Source organism: Staphylococcus sp. GDY8P72P (genome assembly GCF_016890655.1).
GTDB lineage: Bacteria > Bacillota > Bacilli > Staphylococcales > Staphylococcaceae > Staphylococcus > Staphylococcus arlettae.
This window is the reverse complement of sequence record NZ_JAFEQJ010000035.1, coordinates 1-18,729: the sequence shown is the minus strand read 5'-3', so window position 1 is coordinate 18,729 and position 18,729 is coordinate 1. Positions and strand designations below refer to the sequence as shown.

The following is an 18,729-nucleotide window of genomic DNA, read 5'->3' as shown; positions in this document are numbered from 1 at the left end:
AGTAAGGAGGTGGAGTAATGGCAGAAAGAATAAAAGGGTTACAGATTGACCTATCCATGCGCGACATGGGAGTTAGTAAAACACTAGCTGGTATTAAGCGTGAGTTTAGGTCTTTGAACTCTAGTTTGAAATTATCTAGTAACAACTTTAAATATGGTGAAAAGAGTGCATCATCTTATAAAGCAAGAATGAATGATCTCGACAAAGCTATTAAAGTTGGCACATCAAATTTAGGTGAACTAGAAAAGCAATATAAACAAGTATCACAATCACAAGGTGCAAACAGTGCTAAAGCGGTAAAGTTGCAAACAGAGTATAACAAACAAGCTAATGCTATTAATGCTATGCAAGACGAATACGGTCGTTTAAATCAGTATTATAGAGAAAACTTTTCTATGGCTGGACGATTAAGTAATTCGTTTAGAAGTATAGGAACTAGCATGCAAGGTGTGGGTAATCAAGCTCAAAACATGGGGCGTTCACTAACAAGTAGTATAACTAAGCCAGCATTAGTTGCTGGTACTGCTATGGCAGGTATCACTGCCAAGCTAGGTTTCGATAGACTTGTCGGTTTAGATAGTGCTAAGGCAAAATTAGAAGGACTAGGCTATTCAACGAAAGAGGTTGGCTCAATCACTGACCAAGTATCTAAAGCTATTGAAGGTGGTATGACCACAATGGCAGAAGGTACCGATATTGCAGCTGGTGCATTGGCAGCAGGCGTAAAAGAAGGTAAAGACTTACAACATTATATCAAGTTAGTTGGCGACGCTGCGGTTGGTGCGAATAGGCCAGTTGGAGATATGGCAATGATTTTCAACCGCGTTCAAGGTCAAGGGAAATTAATGACTGAAGAACTCAATATGGTAGAAGAAGGTATGCCAGGATTTGCAATGGCTATGTCTAAACATCTAGGTGTATCACAAGAAGAATTTAGAAAAATGGTTACAGAAGGTAAAGTATCTTCAGAAGATTTCATGACTGTTATGGATGACTTCGCAGGTGGTATGGCAAACTCTTATGCTAAATCGTGGAAAGGTATGGTTCAAAATACAAAGGCTTATATAGGTATATTAGGAGAAAACCTATTGAGCGGTGTGTTCGAACAGTCTAAAGACGGTTTGAGAGAGTTTGAAAAATTACTTCAATCACCCGCAGCTCAAGAATGGGCTAAAGATACTGGTGAACAATTAGGTAACGCCTTTTCTAAAATAGCTAGTGGTATACAGTCAATCATAAAATGGTGGCAAAGTTTAGATGGTTCCACTCAAAAGACATTAGGTGGAATAGTCAAATGGCTAGGTATTACTTTAGTAACAATGGGTCCAGTATTAACAGTGTTTGGTAAAATGACCAGTACTATAGGTACCATGTTTAGTGGAATGTCTACGTTAATATCATTTTTAATACGTCATAATGTTGCAAGTAAAACAGCTGCAGCAGGACAAGCTATTTGGAATGGTGTTACTGCTACAGCTAGGGGTATAGCTAACGGATATAGAGCTGCAATGACTACATTAACCACTTCTCAGACGATACAGGCTATTAAGTCTAAAATTGCAGCAACAGCAATGACAATTTGGACTGGTGTTACTAAAGCAGCTGCATTAGCCACACGAGGATTAGGATTAGCAATCAGATTTATGACTGGACCAGTTGGAATAGTTATTACTGTGATTACTGCACTTGTTGGTGCTATTGTTTATCTTTGGAAAACGAATAGCACATTTAGAAATGCTGTAATAACTGCATGGAATGCAATTAAAAACGCAGCAATATCTATCTTTGGATTTATCAAACCTTACATCATTAATATTTGGAATGCCATTAAAAATTCCACAATTGCTATATGGAACGCTATTAAAAGAAGCGCTGTAACAATATGGAACGGTATTAAATTTGCTGTTCAACATCCTATACAAGCATTAAAAAACGTTTTATCTGCTTTATGGAACGGAATGAAAGTTGCAGCTATTAAAATATGGATGTTACTTAAAAATGGCGTTTTGGCAATAATTAGAGCTTATGTAGCACAAGTTAGATCTAACTTTAACTTAGTGAAAAGAATTGTCCTAACTATATTCAACGCTATTAAGTCATTCTCTATAAAAGTTTGGAATGCGATTAAAAATGGCATACTAAATATTGTTAGAATTTTAAGAAATGGTATTGCTAATATATTCAAAGGGATAAAAAACACCGTAACAACTATATTTAATGCTGTTAAGAATTTCTCTATTAAAGTTTGGAATACTATTAAAAATAGTGTTATAAACCGAGCTAAAGGACTTTGGAATGGTGTTCGCAACACATTCAATGCGCTTAAAAAAGGTACGACTGCAATATTCAACGCAGTCAAAAACTTTGCGTTAAAAGTGTGGACTAGCATTAAAAACGCTGTCGTTTCAAGAGCAAAAGCTTTATGGTCTGGCGTGAAAGGTGCTTGGAACAATCTTAAAAAAGGCACAACTAATACATTCAAGGCAGTAGGCAATTTCATGAGTTCCAAATGGAATGGTATTAAATCTGGCACAGTAAATAAAGCTAAAGCATTATGGTCTGGTGTAAAAGGTGCTTGGGGTTCTTTATCTAAAGGAACACGTAACACAATGAATGCAGTCGGCGGTTTCATGTCTAAAAAGTGGCAAGGTATCAAGAATGGTACAGTAAATTTAGTTACTGGAATGAAGAATAAAGTAACTGGTGTCATGAACAAAATGGGTGACGCTATCAAGTCGGTTACAGGAAATATTAAAGGTTTCTTCACTAGCATGATAGACAAAGTAAAAGGTGGATTAAACAAACTTATCGATGGTGTGAACTGGGTTGGCGGAAAACTTGGTATGGATAAACTTCCTAAAATCAAACTCCACACTGGTACAGAACACACTAATACGACTACAAATGTAGTTAAGAACGGTAAGATTGCACGTGATACATTTGCCACTGTTGGTGATAAAGGACGTGGGAATGGTCCTAATGGTTTCAGACACGAAGCTATTCGTTATCCAAACGGTAAAATGGCACTTACACCTAATAAAGATACAACAGCGTTCCTACCTAAAGGTTCATCTGTTATGAATGGTATGCAGACGCATTCTATGTTAAGTGGATTTCCTAAATTTGCTAATGGTACTTTATCTAACAAAAAGCCTAAGAAGAAAAAGAAAGGGGATAACTTCTTTGGCGACGTAGCTACTGGTATAAAGGCAGGCACAAAAGTTGCTACTGGTAAAGTTGTAGACAGTGGTAAAGCAGTGGTTAATAAAACACTGGAAACTGCAGCCAAAGGTAAGAAATGGATGGAAGATAAAATTGGCGATGTAATGGACTGGATAGACAAACCAGGTAAATTACTCGACAAAGTTCTTGAAGGTGTAGGATTAGACTTAGACGGCTTTGGAATTAAAAAAGCAGCAGAGCTACCTTATAACATGATGAAAGGTATGTACGGCAAACTTAAAAAAGCTGCTATAGATACATTTACTTCATGGTTTGAAGATTCAGCAGAAGGTGACGGGGGATATATAGACCTTTCAAAAGGTATCAACTTCCCGTTCAGTCCACATGGTAGAGCTCCAGGCTATCCATTTGCAGGACCGCATATGGGTGTAGATCTTGGATATAGATATGACAAATTATATTCAGTTCTAAATGGTAAAGCCACTGCTCGCAAAGGTTGGAATGGTGGCTTTGGTAACATGGTTGACATTGTTAAAGGTGCAACTAAAGTTATTTATGGTCATATGAGCAAACACGCTTTCAGTGGAAGTAAAAACGTAAAACCAGGTGACTATTTAGGTGTATCTGGTAACTCTGGTCGTTCATCAGGACCTCACTTACACTTTGAGGTACAAAAAAATGGCGTTCCAATTGACCCTTTAAAATGGCTGAAGAAAAATGACGGTGGTGGTGGTAATGGTAAATGGAAAGGCACTGTTAAAAAAGCCTTAAAAATGAACGGTTTACCAACATCATCTAAATATGTAAACGCATGGCTTAAACAAATAGAAACAGAATCAGGCGGAAACGCTAAAGCTATGGGTGGTACTGACGGACTTGCAGATGGTAGAGCGCAAGGTTTAGTACAAGTAAAACCGGGTACATTCAACGCTAATAAATTTAAGGGCCATGGAAACATCATGAACGGTTTGGATAACTTATTAGCTGGTATCAGATATGCACATAGAAAATATGGTAATGGTGGACTGGGCGTAGTTGGTAAAGGTCATGGATATGCAACAGGTGGATTAATCAATTCATCTGGTTTATATAATTTAGCTGAAGGTGGTCATCCAGAGTTTGTAATACCTACAGACCCAAGTAGACAATCAGATGCTATGAAACTACTTGCTATTGCTACTCAAAGAATAGAAGGTAATAAGAAAAACAAACGCCCTAATCAAATGCGTACGCCTTCTACTACCAATACTAATGACAATGAAATGATGAATGTTATGGCTAGACAGTTAGAAGCTACGCAAAGACAAGTTGAATTGCTAACGCAACTTGTAGCTAGTAATCAACGTTTAGAGCAGAAGCCTACAGGTGTGAGCGAGCAAGATATGAGTAAGGCACAAGGTAAACGAGCGCAAATGATGGCATACAACATGGGAGGTGCTTTCTAATTTGAAAAAAGAAGTAAGGTTATTTAATGATAATTTTGATGTTAAATTGACTGATACACCTAATTTATTGTTTTTAGATCATATAGAAGAAGATGTGGAAGTTAATGCAAACACAACTGAAATCAATGGTACTGATGGAGTACTTATGGGTCCGACTACGTTCGGGCCTTTTAATTTAGTTTTAAACTTTTCATTTAAAGGGTTAGATACTAGAGATTTGAAACTGTATAAACAGAAAATAAGAAACATTTTATACCAACGTGAACCATATTATGTGTGGCACAGTGATGCACCTGGTAAAAAATACGCAGTGTATTGCGATAGCAATGATAATGAAAATTTAACTAATTCATTTGCTACTTTTAAAGTAACTTTCGTTGTATTCAAAGGTTATTCAGAATCATTAAAAGACACAAGTCAATTCAGTTTATCTAGTGGAGATTGGCAATTTGAAGCTGGCGTTTTATCAGATGATGAAATTAAATACACACACGATACAACAGCTTTTAAAATTTATAATGGTTCATCAGATACAATCAACCCATTATTAAGACATCAATTTAAATTACTAGTTAATATTGATGCACCTAAAGGATTTAAAATCAAGAACAAAACAACGAGTAAAAAATTAAAAGACGGAACTGAAACAGATGTATTTGAATATAAAAAAAGTATCAAGAAAAATCAACAACTGGTTATAAACGGAGTTCATCCTTTCATTAATAATAAACGTGTAGGTATTGATACAAACTGGCAATGGCTCACATTGGCAAAAGGATTCAATGATATAGAAATTACAGGCGAGAATATAAAAGAAGTTAAAACTCAATGGATATTCCCGTTCATATATAGGTAGGTGAAGATATTGGACGCATTAATATTAAGAAATAGAAAGGGCTCTTTTGGTGAAATTCTTACTGATTTCGATTTCGATTCATTTAAATATGAATATGAAAAGAACAATGAACGTTCCATTAGCTTTACTATTTATAAAACTACTTCAAATTGGGATATATTCGAATCTTTACTGAATGAAATGATACTTGAATGGCAAGGCCAAGATTATGTTATAAAGTCTACATCTATTAAATATGATGGAATGAATGTAATAAATGAAGTTACTGCGAAACATATATTCATGGAGTTCCAAAATCATTATATCCAGAAAGATTTAGAAAGCGAAGAACTAAACAGTGAAGAAGATGAAGAAGATGACAGTAAGCCTACAATGACATTAGAACAATATCTAGACTTCGGATTCAAAGGTAATAAAGTAGGTTTTTCTTATGAAATCAAAGGTGATTTTGATGAACGTGTACCAGTAGATGAACTAGGAAATCAAAACGGAATGGAGTTTCTTACTGAAGGCGCTGAATTGTTTAACTATATTTATTTTGCAAATAATAAAACGATTTACATCTATGATGAGAAAACATTTTATCAGATGTCTGATTTACCATTGATATATAAGTATAACTCTAGTGAAGTACAAGCAACTACTACAACAACTGATATAAGAACTTATATCCAAGGTTATGGTAAAAAGAAAACAAAAACAGAAACCAAAAATTATAATCCAGTGAAACCCAATGACATGAATTATTCTGGAACATTTATTAAAGATGGAACATGGAGAACAGAAAATATTGGCGCGAGTTATTCAAAAGAAATAAATTGTAAATGGGGCAATGAAACACTTGAATGGACATTGAAAAAAATGTCAAAAGGTGGTCTACTTGATGTTTATTTAGACGATAAATTAATTGGTCAATATGAGTGTTATAGCAAAACAGCTACAAGTGAAAAGATAATCATTGCAAGAAACTTATCAAAGGGCAAACATACGTTTAAAGCAATATTCAAAGGTGCGAAATCTGGTATCGATTATAAAAAGTCCAAACCATGTATGTATGTTGGTACAGAAAAATCAACAGTGTTAAACATCACTGCTGTGTTAAAAGGTACAGACATATATCACACTTACACTTCTTATAAATCCCCTAACTATGATGTATTTGGTTTTTCAGAAGCACCGACAGTGTTTGATGATAAAGTTTTAGATAAAGCTGAATTACTTGAAAAATTAAAAAATGAATTGAATGATGAGCCAACTGTCGAAGTTTCTACTAATTACTTAGGATCTATGGAAGATAAGTATTATTTAGGTAACGATGATATTCATGAAAATAGTAAGATACGTTTTATCCATCAACCACTAGGTTATAACCTTGATTTGAAAGTAGTGAAGTTAACGTATTCGCATCCCTTGGTAAATGAACCAGTTGAAGTTGATTTCAGTAACTCACCTAAAGACATTATCAAGATACAACAAAATATAAACAGGAATATTAAGCGAATGAATAATCTAGTTAAAGGCGGGTCACTTGGTGGCGCGTCTATTTCTATGCCTAAATTAGCATCTGATTCAATAGGGAGCGTGTTAGTCGATGAATGAACCAACAGAAATTAAATACCCATTAGATGAAAATGGAGAACCTTATTTTGCAGGAACACATATAAAAGCTGTGGCAGGAATAGATATGGAAAGTTATACAAAACAAGAAGATTTAAGCGGATTTAACGATAAATTTAAGGAGATGGAAAATCGAATATCGGAACAAGATGATTTAATTGCTAATTTACAAAAAGAAATACAGAAATTACAAACAGAGAAGGTGAAAAGCGAATGAAGTTAATAAAGAATTTCAGTGTATCACTTGGACAACTGTTCAGAAGACATATTATAGAGAACTTTAATAGAATTGAAAATGCTTTTAAATTAATGCAAGAAAATTTCAAAAAACATAAAACAACAGATAAAAATGCACATGATTCAAAACAAATAAAATATAAAAATTGGACAGTTGATGATGAACTAGAGTACCAATGGGAGATTAAAGATAATTTAGTGATAGGTGCTAATGGTGACGGTGTACAAGAAGCAAGAGAATCTCGTACAGCTATAACAGATAAAAAATCTTATCCAACTTTAAACAATCGCCTTAAACAAGATTTCTTATATCTGTTAAAAAATGATAAAGATATAATGAAAGAGTTGAACGATTTTAAAGAAGATACAAGTAAAAATTTAGCTATTATTGATAATCCTTTGGATAGACTTAATTATCAAAGGGGAATTGGTAAGGTTAATATACGTGGGAAAGACGGTATTTCATTTGTACAAGCATTAGCAATCGTCCAAGAACGAAACGAATTATATGTGTTAAGAAAAGACAATAAATTAGCTAATAGTAATATCACTAGATATAAATTAAGTACTTTTGAAGAAATAGATTATAGAGTGGTTAAATTAAACTCTAGCAGTGCTTATAATGAAGGTTTACCATACTTTATCAATGAGTCTGGTGAGGTTTGTTTTATTCTTAGAACAAGTTACGATCAATTAGCATGTGTCTATAACTACCAGAGTGATTATAAACACAAAGATATGGTGTTACCAGGAAGTAGTAAACAAGGGACAGATAGAAACAAGAAATATTATTATTCTAATTTCGGAGATGCAAACGAAATATTTGGTGTATATCTTTATGATTTTGAATCAGTTAAAGCTATGAAACCTAAATTAATTCGGACAATTCGTTTTGATGCATCAGTAGCATATGATGAGAAAGTACAAAGTATCGCAATGGTTGGTAATCATTTTGTTTTAACACAAGGGAAAACACAACCTAAAATAACAACATTAAATATGAATGGTACACCTATTAAAAGTATTGCTTTAAGTAAATACGGCGTGCAAGACATGTTGGCAGAAACACTTGAAGATGAAACATTAAATTATTCTCCAGTCGAATATGAAGCAGAAGGTTCAGATGTTTATTTAGGTGAAGATGGGAATGAATACTTGATTTTAATGCACGTTTTACCACAATCTGGAAATGCCTTTTTAACCATTGTAGGGGAAAGAGATGCTGCGGTTATTGATGTGGACGAAGATAATAGTAATATTATTATACCTAATTGGAAGTTCGTCAAAGATTTTAAAAATGATACTAAACCATACTCTAAATATTGGTGGGAGCACCCCCAATATATGATTGATAAAGATGGTTTTATAACACTTAGAGGTGTTTGTACCTATAACCGAAGAAACAGAAATGAAGAATGGACTGAGATGAATAAAGTGTTATTTACTTTACCCTATCCTTACGTTAACTATACTAATCAGTTTTTTAAATCAGTGGCAGGTGGTAATCCAGATAAGAGTAATCGTATTATGATTAGCCGAAATGTCGATACTGGTTTAACAGAAGTGATTCTTGTTGCTACGTCAGATAATTCAGATAAACCATTCTGTGTATTAGATGGAATTAGATTCTATTCAGAAACAAGACTTGAAAGAACGGAGTTGAATTAGTATGGCATTAAATAAAATCGCTAAAATTAATTTAGATACAACAGCTTATTATCAAAAATTGTTAAACACCAATGTTAAAGTTTACAGCAATGATAAAAACACAGCTGTATTAAAATTTCCAATTACAAGAAACAATTCACCCGTGCCTTTGAGTGAAGTGAATGAAGATGTTTATATCACTATCATCACGCCAGATGGTTATAAAAAAGTGGATTACTTAGATTTTGATGATGAGTTGAATGGTATTTTGAGTTACACATTGCCAGATGATGTATTAGCACATCAAGGTACGCATCATGCACAAGTCTATATTGATGTTAAAGGATTTAAAGATATTGTAGTAGAACGTAAATTCACTTTTACTATTGAAGATGATTATATTAATCAAATTGATGCTGATACTAAATTAAGTTATATCAGAATGTTTGACGATTTATACGCAGCTATTCAACAAAGGGTCGTTGATATAGAAAACGCCATTAACAATGCTGCTGATTATGTAACACAGATTACAGAAGTGCGCAATCAAGCATATGAAGATATAACAAATTTAGTTAATCAAACTAAACAAGAGATTGAAACGGCAATTAATAATTACAAATCAGAGGTATTACAAGCGTTAAATGAAAGTGAGTCAACAATTGAAGCGCGTTCTGAATACTTTATTCAACAAGCAGAAAACGCTAAAACAGAAGTTACACAAGCTATCAATAGCGCAGAATTGGTTAAAGAATCACAGGTAAGAGAAATGATTTCTGATATGGAAACTAAAACGAATGCTAGCCAAAAAATTGATACTGCAATAGATAACTTAAGAAAATATATTGATGATGGAGATTGGCAGAAATCAAAAATAACAACTGATCTAGGTAGTGCAATTAAGATTGAAGATTTAGATTTCGATTACTTTAATGCTTCAATTAAAACCTCAGGGTTATATTATTTCGTGAATGGGATTAATGGACCTAATGATATTTCAGAAGGTTTATTGAAGTACGCTAAAAATTCTACTCAAACAGATTATGAACAACCAGAAACTTCAGATGGTTTAATTGAAATCTACCCATTTAATAATTCAAAAGAAAAATATACAGCATGGGTTAACAACGGAGTTATAAAAGAATGGAAAAAATCAAACGCTTTGAATATAGATGATGATTCGCTCTCTGAAGAAGAAATCAATACTTTAATATCTAATACTAAAAAAGAATTAGAAAAAACCATTGATAGTACATTTACTGATACTGGTTGGGTAAATTTAACATTAATAAATGGAGCAGTAACTTATGCTTCTAATACTATACCTAAAATCAGAATGTTTAGTATGAACGGTATGAAAATAATTGGTTTAAAAGGTGCTGTAAAAGGTGTTGAAGGTAAAGGTAGTATCGCCATGGCTCCTAAAGTAGTAGCAGATGCTATAGGAGAAACTAGAAGTTTTGTTCAAAATACCAGTATTGATAATGGTACTAACTTTAATAGATTTTCTTTAACAAGTAATGGGGAAGTTAGATTGGATTCTTCAACTTTAACAACAATTAAAGATACACACTGGTTACCGATAGATGTAACAATAATGATTTAATGGAGGGATTAAATGAAAGTTATTTATTATTATGATAATGATTATAAATCCAATGGAGAAAACGACATAATACTCCCTGATGAAAACGGACAATACAATATACCAACTAACGCAACAGATATTGCCCCAGAGCCAGGTTTATACCAACCCTTGCATTTCAATATAGATAAACAAAAATGGGAGGGTGTCTCTAAAGAAGAGTGGGAAAAAGAACATCCTAACGAAGAAGGCAATTTGATAGAGCCGCCTAACTTAAATTTATCTGGCACAGATGAAGAATTACGAGTTATGTTTGCAAATATGCAAGTACAGTTAGTACAAGCAAACACAATGGTTATGCAACTTTCGCAACAAAATGCTAATTTATCACAAGAAGTGGTATCTATAAAACAAAAACTAGATGGAGGTAGTGAATAATGAAGATGTTATTTCCAACATTTGAAGATATAAAAGTAATGTATGGTTGGGGTTGTTACACAAACGACCAAATCAAATGGTTTGTAGATATGGAAGTTATCGACAAAGAAGAATACGCATTAATTACTGGAGAAAAATACCCAGAACCTCAAGCATAAGCTTGGGGTTTTATTATATAGAAAGTAGGTGAACAGATGGAAGGTAAATTTGAGTTACCACAAAAGCTAGCTACTTTATCTTTATTTGGCTTAGGTGTGTTTGTAGATATAAGAGGTGTTTATTGGTTTATTAACCAAGAATCAGTACTAAATGAAAGTGAATTCTACAGGGCACTACATGAAGTTATGCCAATATGGTTGTGGGGATTCTTGTTACTCGTTTTTGGCACATCTTTAATTCTAGCTAGTTTATTCTTTGGGAAACGTTCAATCAATAATGTTTCTAACTACTTTATGTTAATTGGTGGCACAGGAAGTGCAATTGTCCACTTCTTAATGGCTTCAGCAGGTATATATAATTCAATCAACTGGATAACACCGGCACAATTTGTAGCTGTGACTGCATGGCTCGGATTTGTTGGTTTCTTAGGTGGGTTAGGTATTTATGGCAGAAGATAAATATGTATTGAGACATGAATGGGAGAAATCAAGGGGCAAGATACACGAACGCATAAACGAAGTAGACACAAAACACACAGACAACTTTAATAGTTTGCTTAATAAAGTAGATAGACAAACATTACTACAAGAGAAAGCATTTGAATCACAAGCTAGATCTGAGAAACATTTAGAAAAAATGAGTGAATCATTATCGACGGTAGGAACTAGAGTCACTGATTTAGAATATGAAACAAAAAGTCACGAGAAAGAAATTAAAAGTTTGCAAGGAACTGTAGAAGCAGAAGCAAAAGGAAATAGAGAAGTAATCGGCTACTGGTTGGGATTTGCAGGGGTTGTATTAGTCCCACTTATCTCTTTGGTAGCAAACATCTTCTTTAAATAAGTCGGCGCACTGCGTCGGCTTTTTATTATGGAGGTTTTTATAAATGGAACAGATTATAACATTTGCAGGGATTATCTCTGTATTAACTATTGCACTAACAGAAGTAATAAAACGAACAAAAGCAATTCCGAAAAATATTATACCAATTATTTCAATATTTATTGGTGTGGTAGTAGGTGGGTTAACTGCTTTTATACCAGAAATTGTTTCGGAATTATCTATAGCAGGTCGTTTGTTAGCTGGGTTAATAAGTGGATTGATGGCCACAGGAATATGGGAAACATTGCGTACTCGTGAAGGCACTACTAAAGAAAGTAATAATAAAATTGGTGGAGGTAATATAAAATGACAGAAAAATGGAATGGAGTACCTGTTAAATATGACTGGTTACCTATAGGAACACGTAGAAGTGGGCAAAAATTAACAAGTGGTAAGCCAATTTTCGCAGTTGCTCATGACACAGGAAATCCAAACACTACAGCACAAGATAACGTGAACTACTATAAAAACAGTTATAATATTGATTGGTCATTGGTTGCTAGCGCGCATATTTTCGTAGACGACAAAGAATGCATAGTTTGTATACCAGTGACAGAAAAGGCGTGGCACGTATTATATAATACACCTATCGATAATAACTGGTATAAAGCTGATGCAAATGATGCTGCTTTCGGTATCGAAGGTTCTTATTTTGATGATAAAGCACGTTCAAAAAAATCATTAGATAATATGGCACGTGTTATGGCTTACTTATGTAATTATTGGAAAATAGACTATAAAACAGAAGTTCCAGGACATCAAGATATTCAATCAGATAAAGTAGATCCCGGCAACTTGTTACAAGCTGCTGGATATTCCAGAAATGTAAGTAATTTTGATAAACAAGTCGCTAAATATATAAATGGCGTTAAAGAAGACAGTAATAAAGAGCCATCTAAATTCTTATCAGAGCCGACTAAAAAGAAACCTACGCCTTCACCTCAAAGTAACGTAAAATACAAAGAAGCTATTGAATACATGCATAGTTTGAAAGGGCAGTATATTGATTTTGATAATGCATGGGCGTATCAATGTGCTGACTTAGTAGTTGATTTTGTCGACCATGTAACGAACGGCGTTAGATTTTGGGGTAATGCTAAAGACTTACACGTTGTAAATAGTATGCCTAAAGGTTGGAAAGTTGTAGAAAACACTCCTAATTACATTCCACCTATTACAGCTATTGCAGTATACACTACAGGAATATATAGAGAATATGGTCACACAGGTTTAGTTTGGGATAACAGTGGAGGTACTAATTCATTCACAATACTAGAGCAAAACTATGATGGAAATGCTAATACTCCTGCTAAATTAAGAACAGATAACTATAGTGGATTAACACATTTTATTGTTCCAGATTTTGCAGATGACAGTGTTGATTTAACCACAATTGGAGACGTAAAACCTAAATCACCATCTAAAGGTCAATCATTGAAATTAAACAGCATTCCACCTAAGAAATTAACGTGGTCCAACCAACCATACTTCAAAGCAGTTGCAGACAATGCTGGCGCTACAATTTGTAGACCTAACCATAACAATGTAATGGTTCTTACAAATGAAGTATACGGTCAAGGAGACATATTCTATGTGTACGAGATTAGAGATGGTTGGGCTAGAGTATACAGTGCTAGTAACAACGGCTATGTTTGGTATGAACGTTTAAGAATTACAGAAGTATACAAACCGGGTGGTGGAGAAAATCTAAAAAACAAAGCTGATAAACAAACTGTTAATCAAAAAACGAACGCTAAGAAAACAAGTGGTTTGAAGGTAGGAAGTATTCCACCTAGCAAAGTTTCTTGGAGTAAAAAGTGCAAGTTTAGAGGTAGAGTTGACCATTATGGGGTAACTGTTGCTAAACGTAGTGGCAAAAAAGAAAATTACAAGTGGTCATTAACTAACGAAGTTTATAAGGCTGGATATGATGATTTTTATATTTTTGAAGTGTTAGACGGTTGGTGTCGAGTATACTCGCACAATAATAATGGTTGGGTATGGCACGAACGTTTAAGAATAGTAGAAGTTTATTAGACATGCTATAATATAAGTAGAGTTAATAAGTTGTTACTATGATTTGTTACCACCACGTGATCATATTAAGGGTAGGCACTTATGTACTTGCCCTATTTTTTTTTATGTTATAGTTTATTTACATGCATAAGTCCTTTCTCAAATATTCTTTTTTATCCACCACCCACACATGTCACTGGGTGGTTATTTTTTTATGCCAACGGTACGCCAATAAAATGGCTCAAACACTTATATTATGGGGTTTATAAACTCCCTCACTCTCCGTTCAATACATATTTTGAGCTTTTATGAAGCACCGTAATCCTTGATACAATAGGGTTTCGGTGTTTTTGTTTATGGTTAGTTTTTATAAAAAATGTCACTCTCATGTCAAAATTTAAGGTTTGTTGACATGAAACCTTTGAATCACATGCTACGTAAGACTTCCAGTGTTTTATTTTCTTCTTGTTTTTGACTTTCTTCTAATAAATGACTGTATATGGATAGGGTAGTCGTTATGTCTGCATGACCTAATCTTTTGCTAACATATTGTATAGAGAAACCTTTACCCAATTGCATAGACGCGTGTGTCGTAAGGCATGTAATGTTTAGTTCCCCGTATTGTTTTCCAATAAGAATTCTTTAAAAGTGGTTGTGACTGCTTTATTTGTATTTAACGTCACACTAGTATTAAAAAGATATTGACTACTAATAGAAGTAGGGTTTTGTTTTAAAGTGGCTATTACATATATATGTAATATTTTTACTTATTATAAATTTCTATAGATTTTAACAATATAAGCTTGTATTATTTTTGTAAACGTTTCCCAAAATGCTGGAGAGATGCTTAATTCATTAAGTTTTTAAACTACTTATTTTAATAAATTTATAGAGTTGTTTTTATATCTCAAATACCTATCAGGAGTGAGTAAAATGGCAAAAACATTAAATTACAAACGAAGATTTATAAAAGGGTTTATTGCATTAGCAATTACTACTGGAGTAACAGTTAGTCCTAATTTAGTTGATAATTACTCTTATGCTGCTGAAAGAAATGAGACATACAGCACAGGAAATAGTTCAGGCAAAATCGTTAAGGTAAATGACCATACGGCTAGAATTGATTTGAATCAAAATCTTACTTATGACATTGATAAAAACGGTATAGCATCTTTAAGAAATGAAAACACGGGTGATATTGAAAAATTACCATCCATTGCAAAAGATAGAAATGGTAATAACATTTCTCTAGTATATTTTGAAGATAAAGGTGATTTAGGTGTATATGCTCAAAATATGTACCAAGATAGAGGCATTGGAAAATGTATATCTGGTATAGCAGGAGGAGCTGTTACAGGAGGTACTACGTTAGGATTAGCTGGTGCTGGAGTCGGAACTGTAACTTTACCAATAGTAGGTACAGTAGGTGGGGGAGTAGTTGGAGCAGTCGGTGGGGCAGTAGGTGGTGGATTAACTGGAGGAGCAACTTTCTGCTAATATTTAAGGAGTGATACTATGAAAATAGTTTTTAACATATGGGTATGTTTATTATTATTTTTAGTAATAGCACTTTGGACAATGATTAGTATCAAGTTTGGTAATATTAATAGTAATCAGGTAATATTAATGAATATATTTATATTTATAGCCTATATATTATATATAGTGAGGTTTATAAAGTATTATAAATAGAACAATATTTAGATTTTTTAATAAGTACAGATAGGCTACCTTTGCTATAGGTGGTCTTTTTATTTGCGTGTTATTTTCACGTCATTTGCAATGTCGCATACTTTTTGGAAATGGATTAAGTGAGTTTAATTTGAAGGATATAATTGAAATTAAGTAGAGTGATTAATGTAGAAAATTTTAAAGCGGGCAAAATATGGACAATAAAAGCCATGTAATTTAATAATAATATGAATTTGCCAATCCCTCACTCTCCGTTTATTCGATATTCCTCGCTATATCTCATTTAGCAAAATGTTGATATGCTGCTTTATTTAATAGTATGGAAGGAAACAATTTATTAGTCATAGACAAGGACATTTACAGTAAACTTGTGAACAAAAGTCGGCATAATATGATATTATTAGCCGACTCTTCGATAAATTTCGAGATGGTTGAAGTTTTATGAAGTTCATTGTTAAAAAGATAATTAGAATAAAATTACTAAGATCACAATTTTAATGCTTTGTAGTTAATATTTTGATTGATAAGCGATTAGTGTTGTCCCGACAATATAATTAAATATCATTTTAAATTTAGGTTTTTCAAAAACTGCTTTGATATAATTGAAAACAAAAGTGCAAAAACTGAACCATGTAATTACAGTTATAATAAATAATGTTGAAAGTAATGCGACTTGTACATTTTGGTTGCTTTGGTGATTTATAAATTGAGGTAGAATACTTATATAAAATAGAATTGCTTTTGGATTTAGAATCATAGTTATAAATCCTTGTTGATATGATTTGAATAAATTCGCATTTGTTGTTTTCGTGACTTCCATAGTATTATATTCAAATTTATGGGCATTTAATATGTTTTTAAGGCCAAGAAAAATAATATACGCTGCACCTAATATTTTAATTATTAAAAATACGGTTTGGGAACTTACGAATATAAATATAATACCTAGAGTTGCCAAAGTAGCATAAATTAAATGAGCGTTAGCTATACCAAATGTTGTAAAAATACCGCTTTTAATTCCACCGTGAGCGCTATTTTTTATAACAGCAAAAAAACTTGGTCCAGGCGCTATAAGAATAAGTAATGACATTATAATAAAGTTAATCCAATTATCCATATATTGCTCCTTTGTTTTGTATGTTGTTAAATGAGTTTCTTCTTGTTTTGATAGTAATACAATTAACCAAGCCTGTTACTGCGAGAATATTATATTATTAATAGGTTTATTAGATGAATGTTCAATAAGTTAAATACTACTGTGGAAATTAATAGTTAGTTATCTTATTCTTCATGTTATCATTTAAATAAATTATTATAAGAATTAACATAAAGAAAGTAATTGAAGTATAAGTAAATGTATTTTTTTAGTCTCAATTTAATTTTGGAGGTTTGGTTATGAAGTATTTAAATTTTAAGCAAGTTGATGTATTTCCAAATGAAGCATTTAAAGGTAATCCTGTTGCAGTAATTTTTGATGCTGATGATTTAACGTCAGAACAAATGAAAGATATAGCAAGTTGGACTAATTTATCTGAAACAACTTTTGTTTGTAAACCTGAAGATGAAAATGCAGATTACAAATTGAGAATTTTTACTCCCAACAATGAGTTACCTTTTGCTGGTCACCCAACTATAGGTTCATCTTTTGCTATTTTACAAAATGGTTTAGTGCCTAAAAATAAAAATTATCTCGTACAAGAATGTGGAGTAGGTTTGGTGAAAATAGATTTTACGGAAGATAAAACATATTTTAGTTTGCCTGAGCCTAAAATTAGTGAGTTACAAGACCGACAGTTTGATGGAATAATAGATAGTTTAGGTATCAAAAAAAGTGATGTAGTTCATTCTAAAAATATTAATATCGGTGCTGAATGGCTAACTTTGGAATTAAAAAATGCGAGTATTGTTAAAAATATTGAACCTAATTTTAAATTGATGGAACAATATATTTATGAAGGTACCACTGGTGTAACGATTTTCGGTAAAAACAAAGAAGATAAAGATACGACTTTTGAAGTTCGTTCATTTGCTCCGAAAGAAGGTGTGGACGAAGATCCAGTTTGTGGTAGTGGTAATGGTTGTGTTGCTGTAATGAATGATTTATACGGTTTATTAGAGGAAAAAGAATTTTCAAATTCTCAAGGAGAATGTATAAACAGAAATGGTAGAGTTTATATTAAAAAGGAAAATGTATTGAAATTAGGCGGAGTTTCAAAAATAATGATTGATGGAACAATAGCGATTGAGAAACAATAGATATGAATTGAAAATGGCTAATCTGTGCTAATTCTCTAATTTCTTCATCACTTATATTGTTGTGTTTCAGCTAATCCTTCAAATGATATTTGAGAAAATAATAAAGCAGCTAACATTAAAGTTATAACAATTTTTTCATTAGTACCTCCTAAGTAATTAAGTAAATGGTATACCAAAAAATAACACGAACATTATGAGTGGAGTTAATATAAATAAGTTGATTAAATTAAGAAAAATGCTAATTTTCCATATTGTCTTAGTGTTTTTAGAAATAAAAAACATAAGTATAGAAAATATTAATAACGCACTACTATTTGATATAAAGACATCTAATTTGTCAGCTCCATACCAATTGGGTGGTGTAATAGATAATAGAAACATTGCTGAAATGAATATATAATTAATTATGTTTATGGAATACACTGCTAATTTCATTATTGTCTCATCCCTTATATAACAATATATTAAATTGTTTATATGATTTTAATATAACACAATTAATTTTATAATAAATAACTTTTTTAGTCTTAAAGTGATACAGCAATTGTTGTGGTATATAATCGAATTGAATTTAATTAATTCACTTTGAAGGGGTGTTGGTAATGATACTTGAAGAAACAATGTTGCGGGTTAGAAAGAATATGGATAAAGCTTTTGAAGAATCTTTTAGAGAAGTAACTAGTATTATGAGTTCGATGATAAAGTCCGTATAATTG

General features: G+C 32.7%; 15 protein-coding genes. 14 read left to right on the top strand and 1 reads right to left on the bottom strand.

All coding sequences use genetic code 11. The features are described 5' to 3' along the window. Window positions 1-17: 17 nt before the first annotated feature. The 13 genes from JVU85_RS12695 (at window position 18) to JVU85_RS12635 (ending at window position 15,562) form a co-directional block, all read left to right on the top strand. Window positions 18-4,628 (top strand): tape measure protein, encoded by a 4,611-nt coding sequence (locus JVU85_RS12695; protein ID WP_204172676.1) that lies wholly within the window; start codon window positions 18-20, stop codon window positions 4,626-4,628. Window position 4,629: 1 nt separating this feature from the next. After that, window positions 4,630-5,484, top strand: coding sequence for a phage tail domain-containing protein (locus tag JVU85_RS12690; protein ID WP_204172674.1), 855 nt, complete (start codon window positions 4,630-4,632; stop codon window positions 5,482-5,484). A gap of 9 nt (window positions 5,485-5,493) precedes the next feature. Next, window positions 5,494-7,083 carry a prophage endopeptidase tail family protein gene (locus tag JVU85_RS12685; protein ID WP_204172672.1) on the top strand — a complete coding sequence of 530 codons (1,590 nt, stop codon included), beginning with the start codon at window positions 5,494-5,496 and terminating at the stop codon, window positions 7,081-7,083. Beyond that, window positions 7,076-7,318 carry a hypothetical protein gene (locus tag JVU85_RS12680; RefSeq protein ID WP_204172670.1) on the top strand — a complete coding sequence of 81 codons (243 nt, stop codon included), beginning with the start codon at window positions 7,076-7,078 and terminating at the stop codon, window positions 7,316-7,318. The genes JVU85_RS12685 and JVU85_RS12680 overlap by 8 nt, the downstream gene beginning before the upstream one ends. Next, entirely contained in the window at window positions 7,315-9,006 is a 1,692-nt protein-coding gene (locus JVU85_RS12675; protein WP_204172668.1) for a hypothetical protein, read from the top strand. The genes JVU85_RS12680 and JVU85_RS12675 overlap by 4 nt, the downstream gene beginning before the upstream one ends. A gap of 1 nt (window position 9,007) precedes the next feature. After that, window positions 9,008-10,591, top strand: a complete 1,584-nt coding sequence (locus JVU85_RS12670) for a phage baseplate upper protein (RefSeq protein ID WP_204172666.1) — start codon at window positions 9,008-9,010, stop codon at window positions 10,589-10,591. 12 nt (window positions 10,592-10,603) lie between these two features. After that, window positions 10,604-11,008, top strand: a complete 405-nt coding sequence (locus JVU85_RS12665) for a hypothetical protein (RefSeq protein ID WP_204172664.1) — start codon at window positions 10,604-10,606, stop codon at window positions 11,006-11,008. Beyond that, the gene (locus JVU85_RS12660) at window positions 11,008-11,166 is read left to right on the top strand and encodes an XkdX family protein (protein WP_204172662.1); all 159 of its coding nucleotides are present in this window, start codon (window positions 11,008-11,010) and stop codon (window positions 11,164-11,166) included. The genes JVU85_RS12665 and JVU85_RS12660 overlap by 1 nt, the downstream gene beginning before the upstream one ends. Window positions 11,167-11,202: 36 nt before the next feature. Continuing rightward, window positions 11,203-11,625, top strand: a complete 423-nt coding sequence (locus JVU85_RS12655; RefSeq protein WP_204172660.1) for a hypothetical protein — start codon at window positions 11,203-11,205, stop codon at window positions 11,623-11,625. After that, window positions 11,612-12,010, top strand: a complete 399-nt coding sequence (locus JVU85_RS12650; RefSeq protein ID WP_204172656.1) for a hypothetical protein — start codon at window positions 11,612-11,614, stop codon at window positions 12,008-12,010. The genes JVU85_RS12655 and JVU85_RS12650 overlap by 14 nt, the downstream gene beginning before the upstream one ends. Before the next feature lie 43 nt (window positions 12,011-12,053). Further along, window positions 12,054-12,359 carry a holin gene (locus JVU85_RS12645; protein WP_204172654.1) on the top strand — a complete coding sequence of 102 codons (306 nt, stop codon included), beginning with the start codon at window positions 12,054-12,056 and terminating at the stop codon, window positions 12,357-12,359. Beyond that, window positions 12,356-14,086, top strand: coding sequence for an N-acetylmuramoyl-L-alanine amidase (locus JVU85_RS12640; RefSeq protein WP_204172652.1), 1,731 nt, complete (start codon window positions 12,356-12,358; stop codon window positions 14,084-14,086). Before JVU85_RS12645 ends, JVU85_RS12640 begins: the two co-directional genes overlap by 4 nt. Before the next feature lie 912 nt (window positions 14,087-14,998). Continuing rightward, window positions 14,999-15,562 carry a hypothetical protein gene (locus JVU85_RS12635; protein ID WP_204171669.1) on the top strand — a complete coding sequence of 188 codons (564 nt, stop codon included), beginning with the start codon at window positions 14,999-15,001 and terminating at the stop codon, window positions 15,560-15,562. 703 nt (window positions 15,563-16,265) lie between these two features. On the opposite strand, the gene JVU85_RS12630 is transcribed toward JVU85_RS12635, so the two are convergent. Further along, on the bottom strand, window positions 16,266-16,874 hold the full coding sequence (locus tag JVU85_RS12630; protein ID WP_002510540.1) for a LysE family translocator: 609 nt from the start codon (window positions 16,872-16,874) through the stop codon (window positions 16,266-16,268). A 278-nt stretch (window positions 16,875-17,152) separates the two neighbouring features. Between JVU85_RS12630 and JVU85_RS12625 the strand changes: the two genes are divergently transcribed. After that, a complete protein-coding gene (locus tag JVU85_RS12625; protein ID WP_002510539.1) occupies window positions 17,153-18,013 on the top strand; it encodes a PhzF family phenazine biosynthesis protein in 861 nt (286 codons plus the stop codon). Window positions 18,014-18,729 lie beyond the last annotated feature (716 nt).

What these genes read in the sequence shown, in the direction of transcription:
- JVU85_RS12635 (WP_204171669.1), top strand. Translation starts at nt 14,999, where the DNA reads ATGGCAAAAACATTAAATTACAAACGAAGATTTATAAAAGGGTTTATT.
- JVU85_RS12645 (WP_204172654.1), top strand. Translation starts at nt 12,054, where the DNA reads ATGGAACAGATTATAACATTTGCAGGGATTATCTCTGTATTAACTATT.
- JVU85_RS12655 (WP_204172660.1), top strand. Translation starts at nt 11,203, where the DNA reads ATGGAAGGTAAATTTGAGTTACCACAAAAGCTAGCTACTTTATCTTTA.
- JVU85_RS12625 (WP_002510539.1), top strand. Translation starts at nt 17,153, where the DNA reads ATGAAGTATTTAAATTTTAAGCAAGTTGATGTATTTCCAAATGAAGCA.
- JVU85_RS12650 (WP_204172656.1), top strand. Translation starts at nt 11,612, where the DNA reads ATGGCAGAAGATAAATATGTATTGAGACATGAATGGGAGAAATCAAGG.
- JVU85_RS12670 (WP_204172666.1), top strand. Translation starts at nt 9,008, where the DNA reads ATGGCATTAAATAAAATCGCTAAAATTAATTTAGATACAACAGCTTAT.
- JVU85_RS12665 (WP_204172664.1), top strand. Translation starts at nt 10,604, where the DNA reads ATGAAAGTTATTTATTATTATGATAATGATTATAAATCCAATGGAGAA.
- JVU85_RS12675 (WP_204172668.1), top strand. Translation starts at nt 7,315, where the DNA reads ATGAAGTTAATAAAGAATTTCAGTGTATCACTTGGACAACTGTTCAGA.
- JVU85_RS12660 (WP_204172662.1), top strand. Translation starts at nt 11,008, where the DNA reads ATGAAGATGTTATTTCCAACATTTGAAGATATAAAAGTAATGTATGGT.
- JVU85_RS12695 (WP_204172676.1), top strand. Translation starts at nt 18, where the DNA reads ATGGCAGAAAGAATAAAAGGGTTACAGATTGACCTATCCATGCGCGAC.
- JVU85_RS12640 (WP_204172652.1), top strand. Translation starts at nt 12,356, where the DNA reads ATGACAGAAAAATGGAATGGAGTACCTGTTAAATATGACTGGTTACCT.
- JVU85_RS12630 (WP_002510540.1), bottom strand. Translation starts at nt 16,874, where the DNA reads ATGGATAATTGGATTAACTTTATTATAATGTCATTACTTATTCTTATA.
- JVU85_RS12680 (WP_204172670.1), top strand. Translation starts at nt 7,076, where the DNA reads ATGAATGAACCAACAGAAATTAAATACCCATTAGATGAAAATGGAGAA.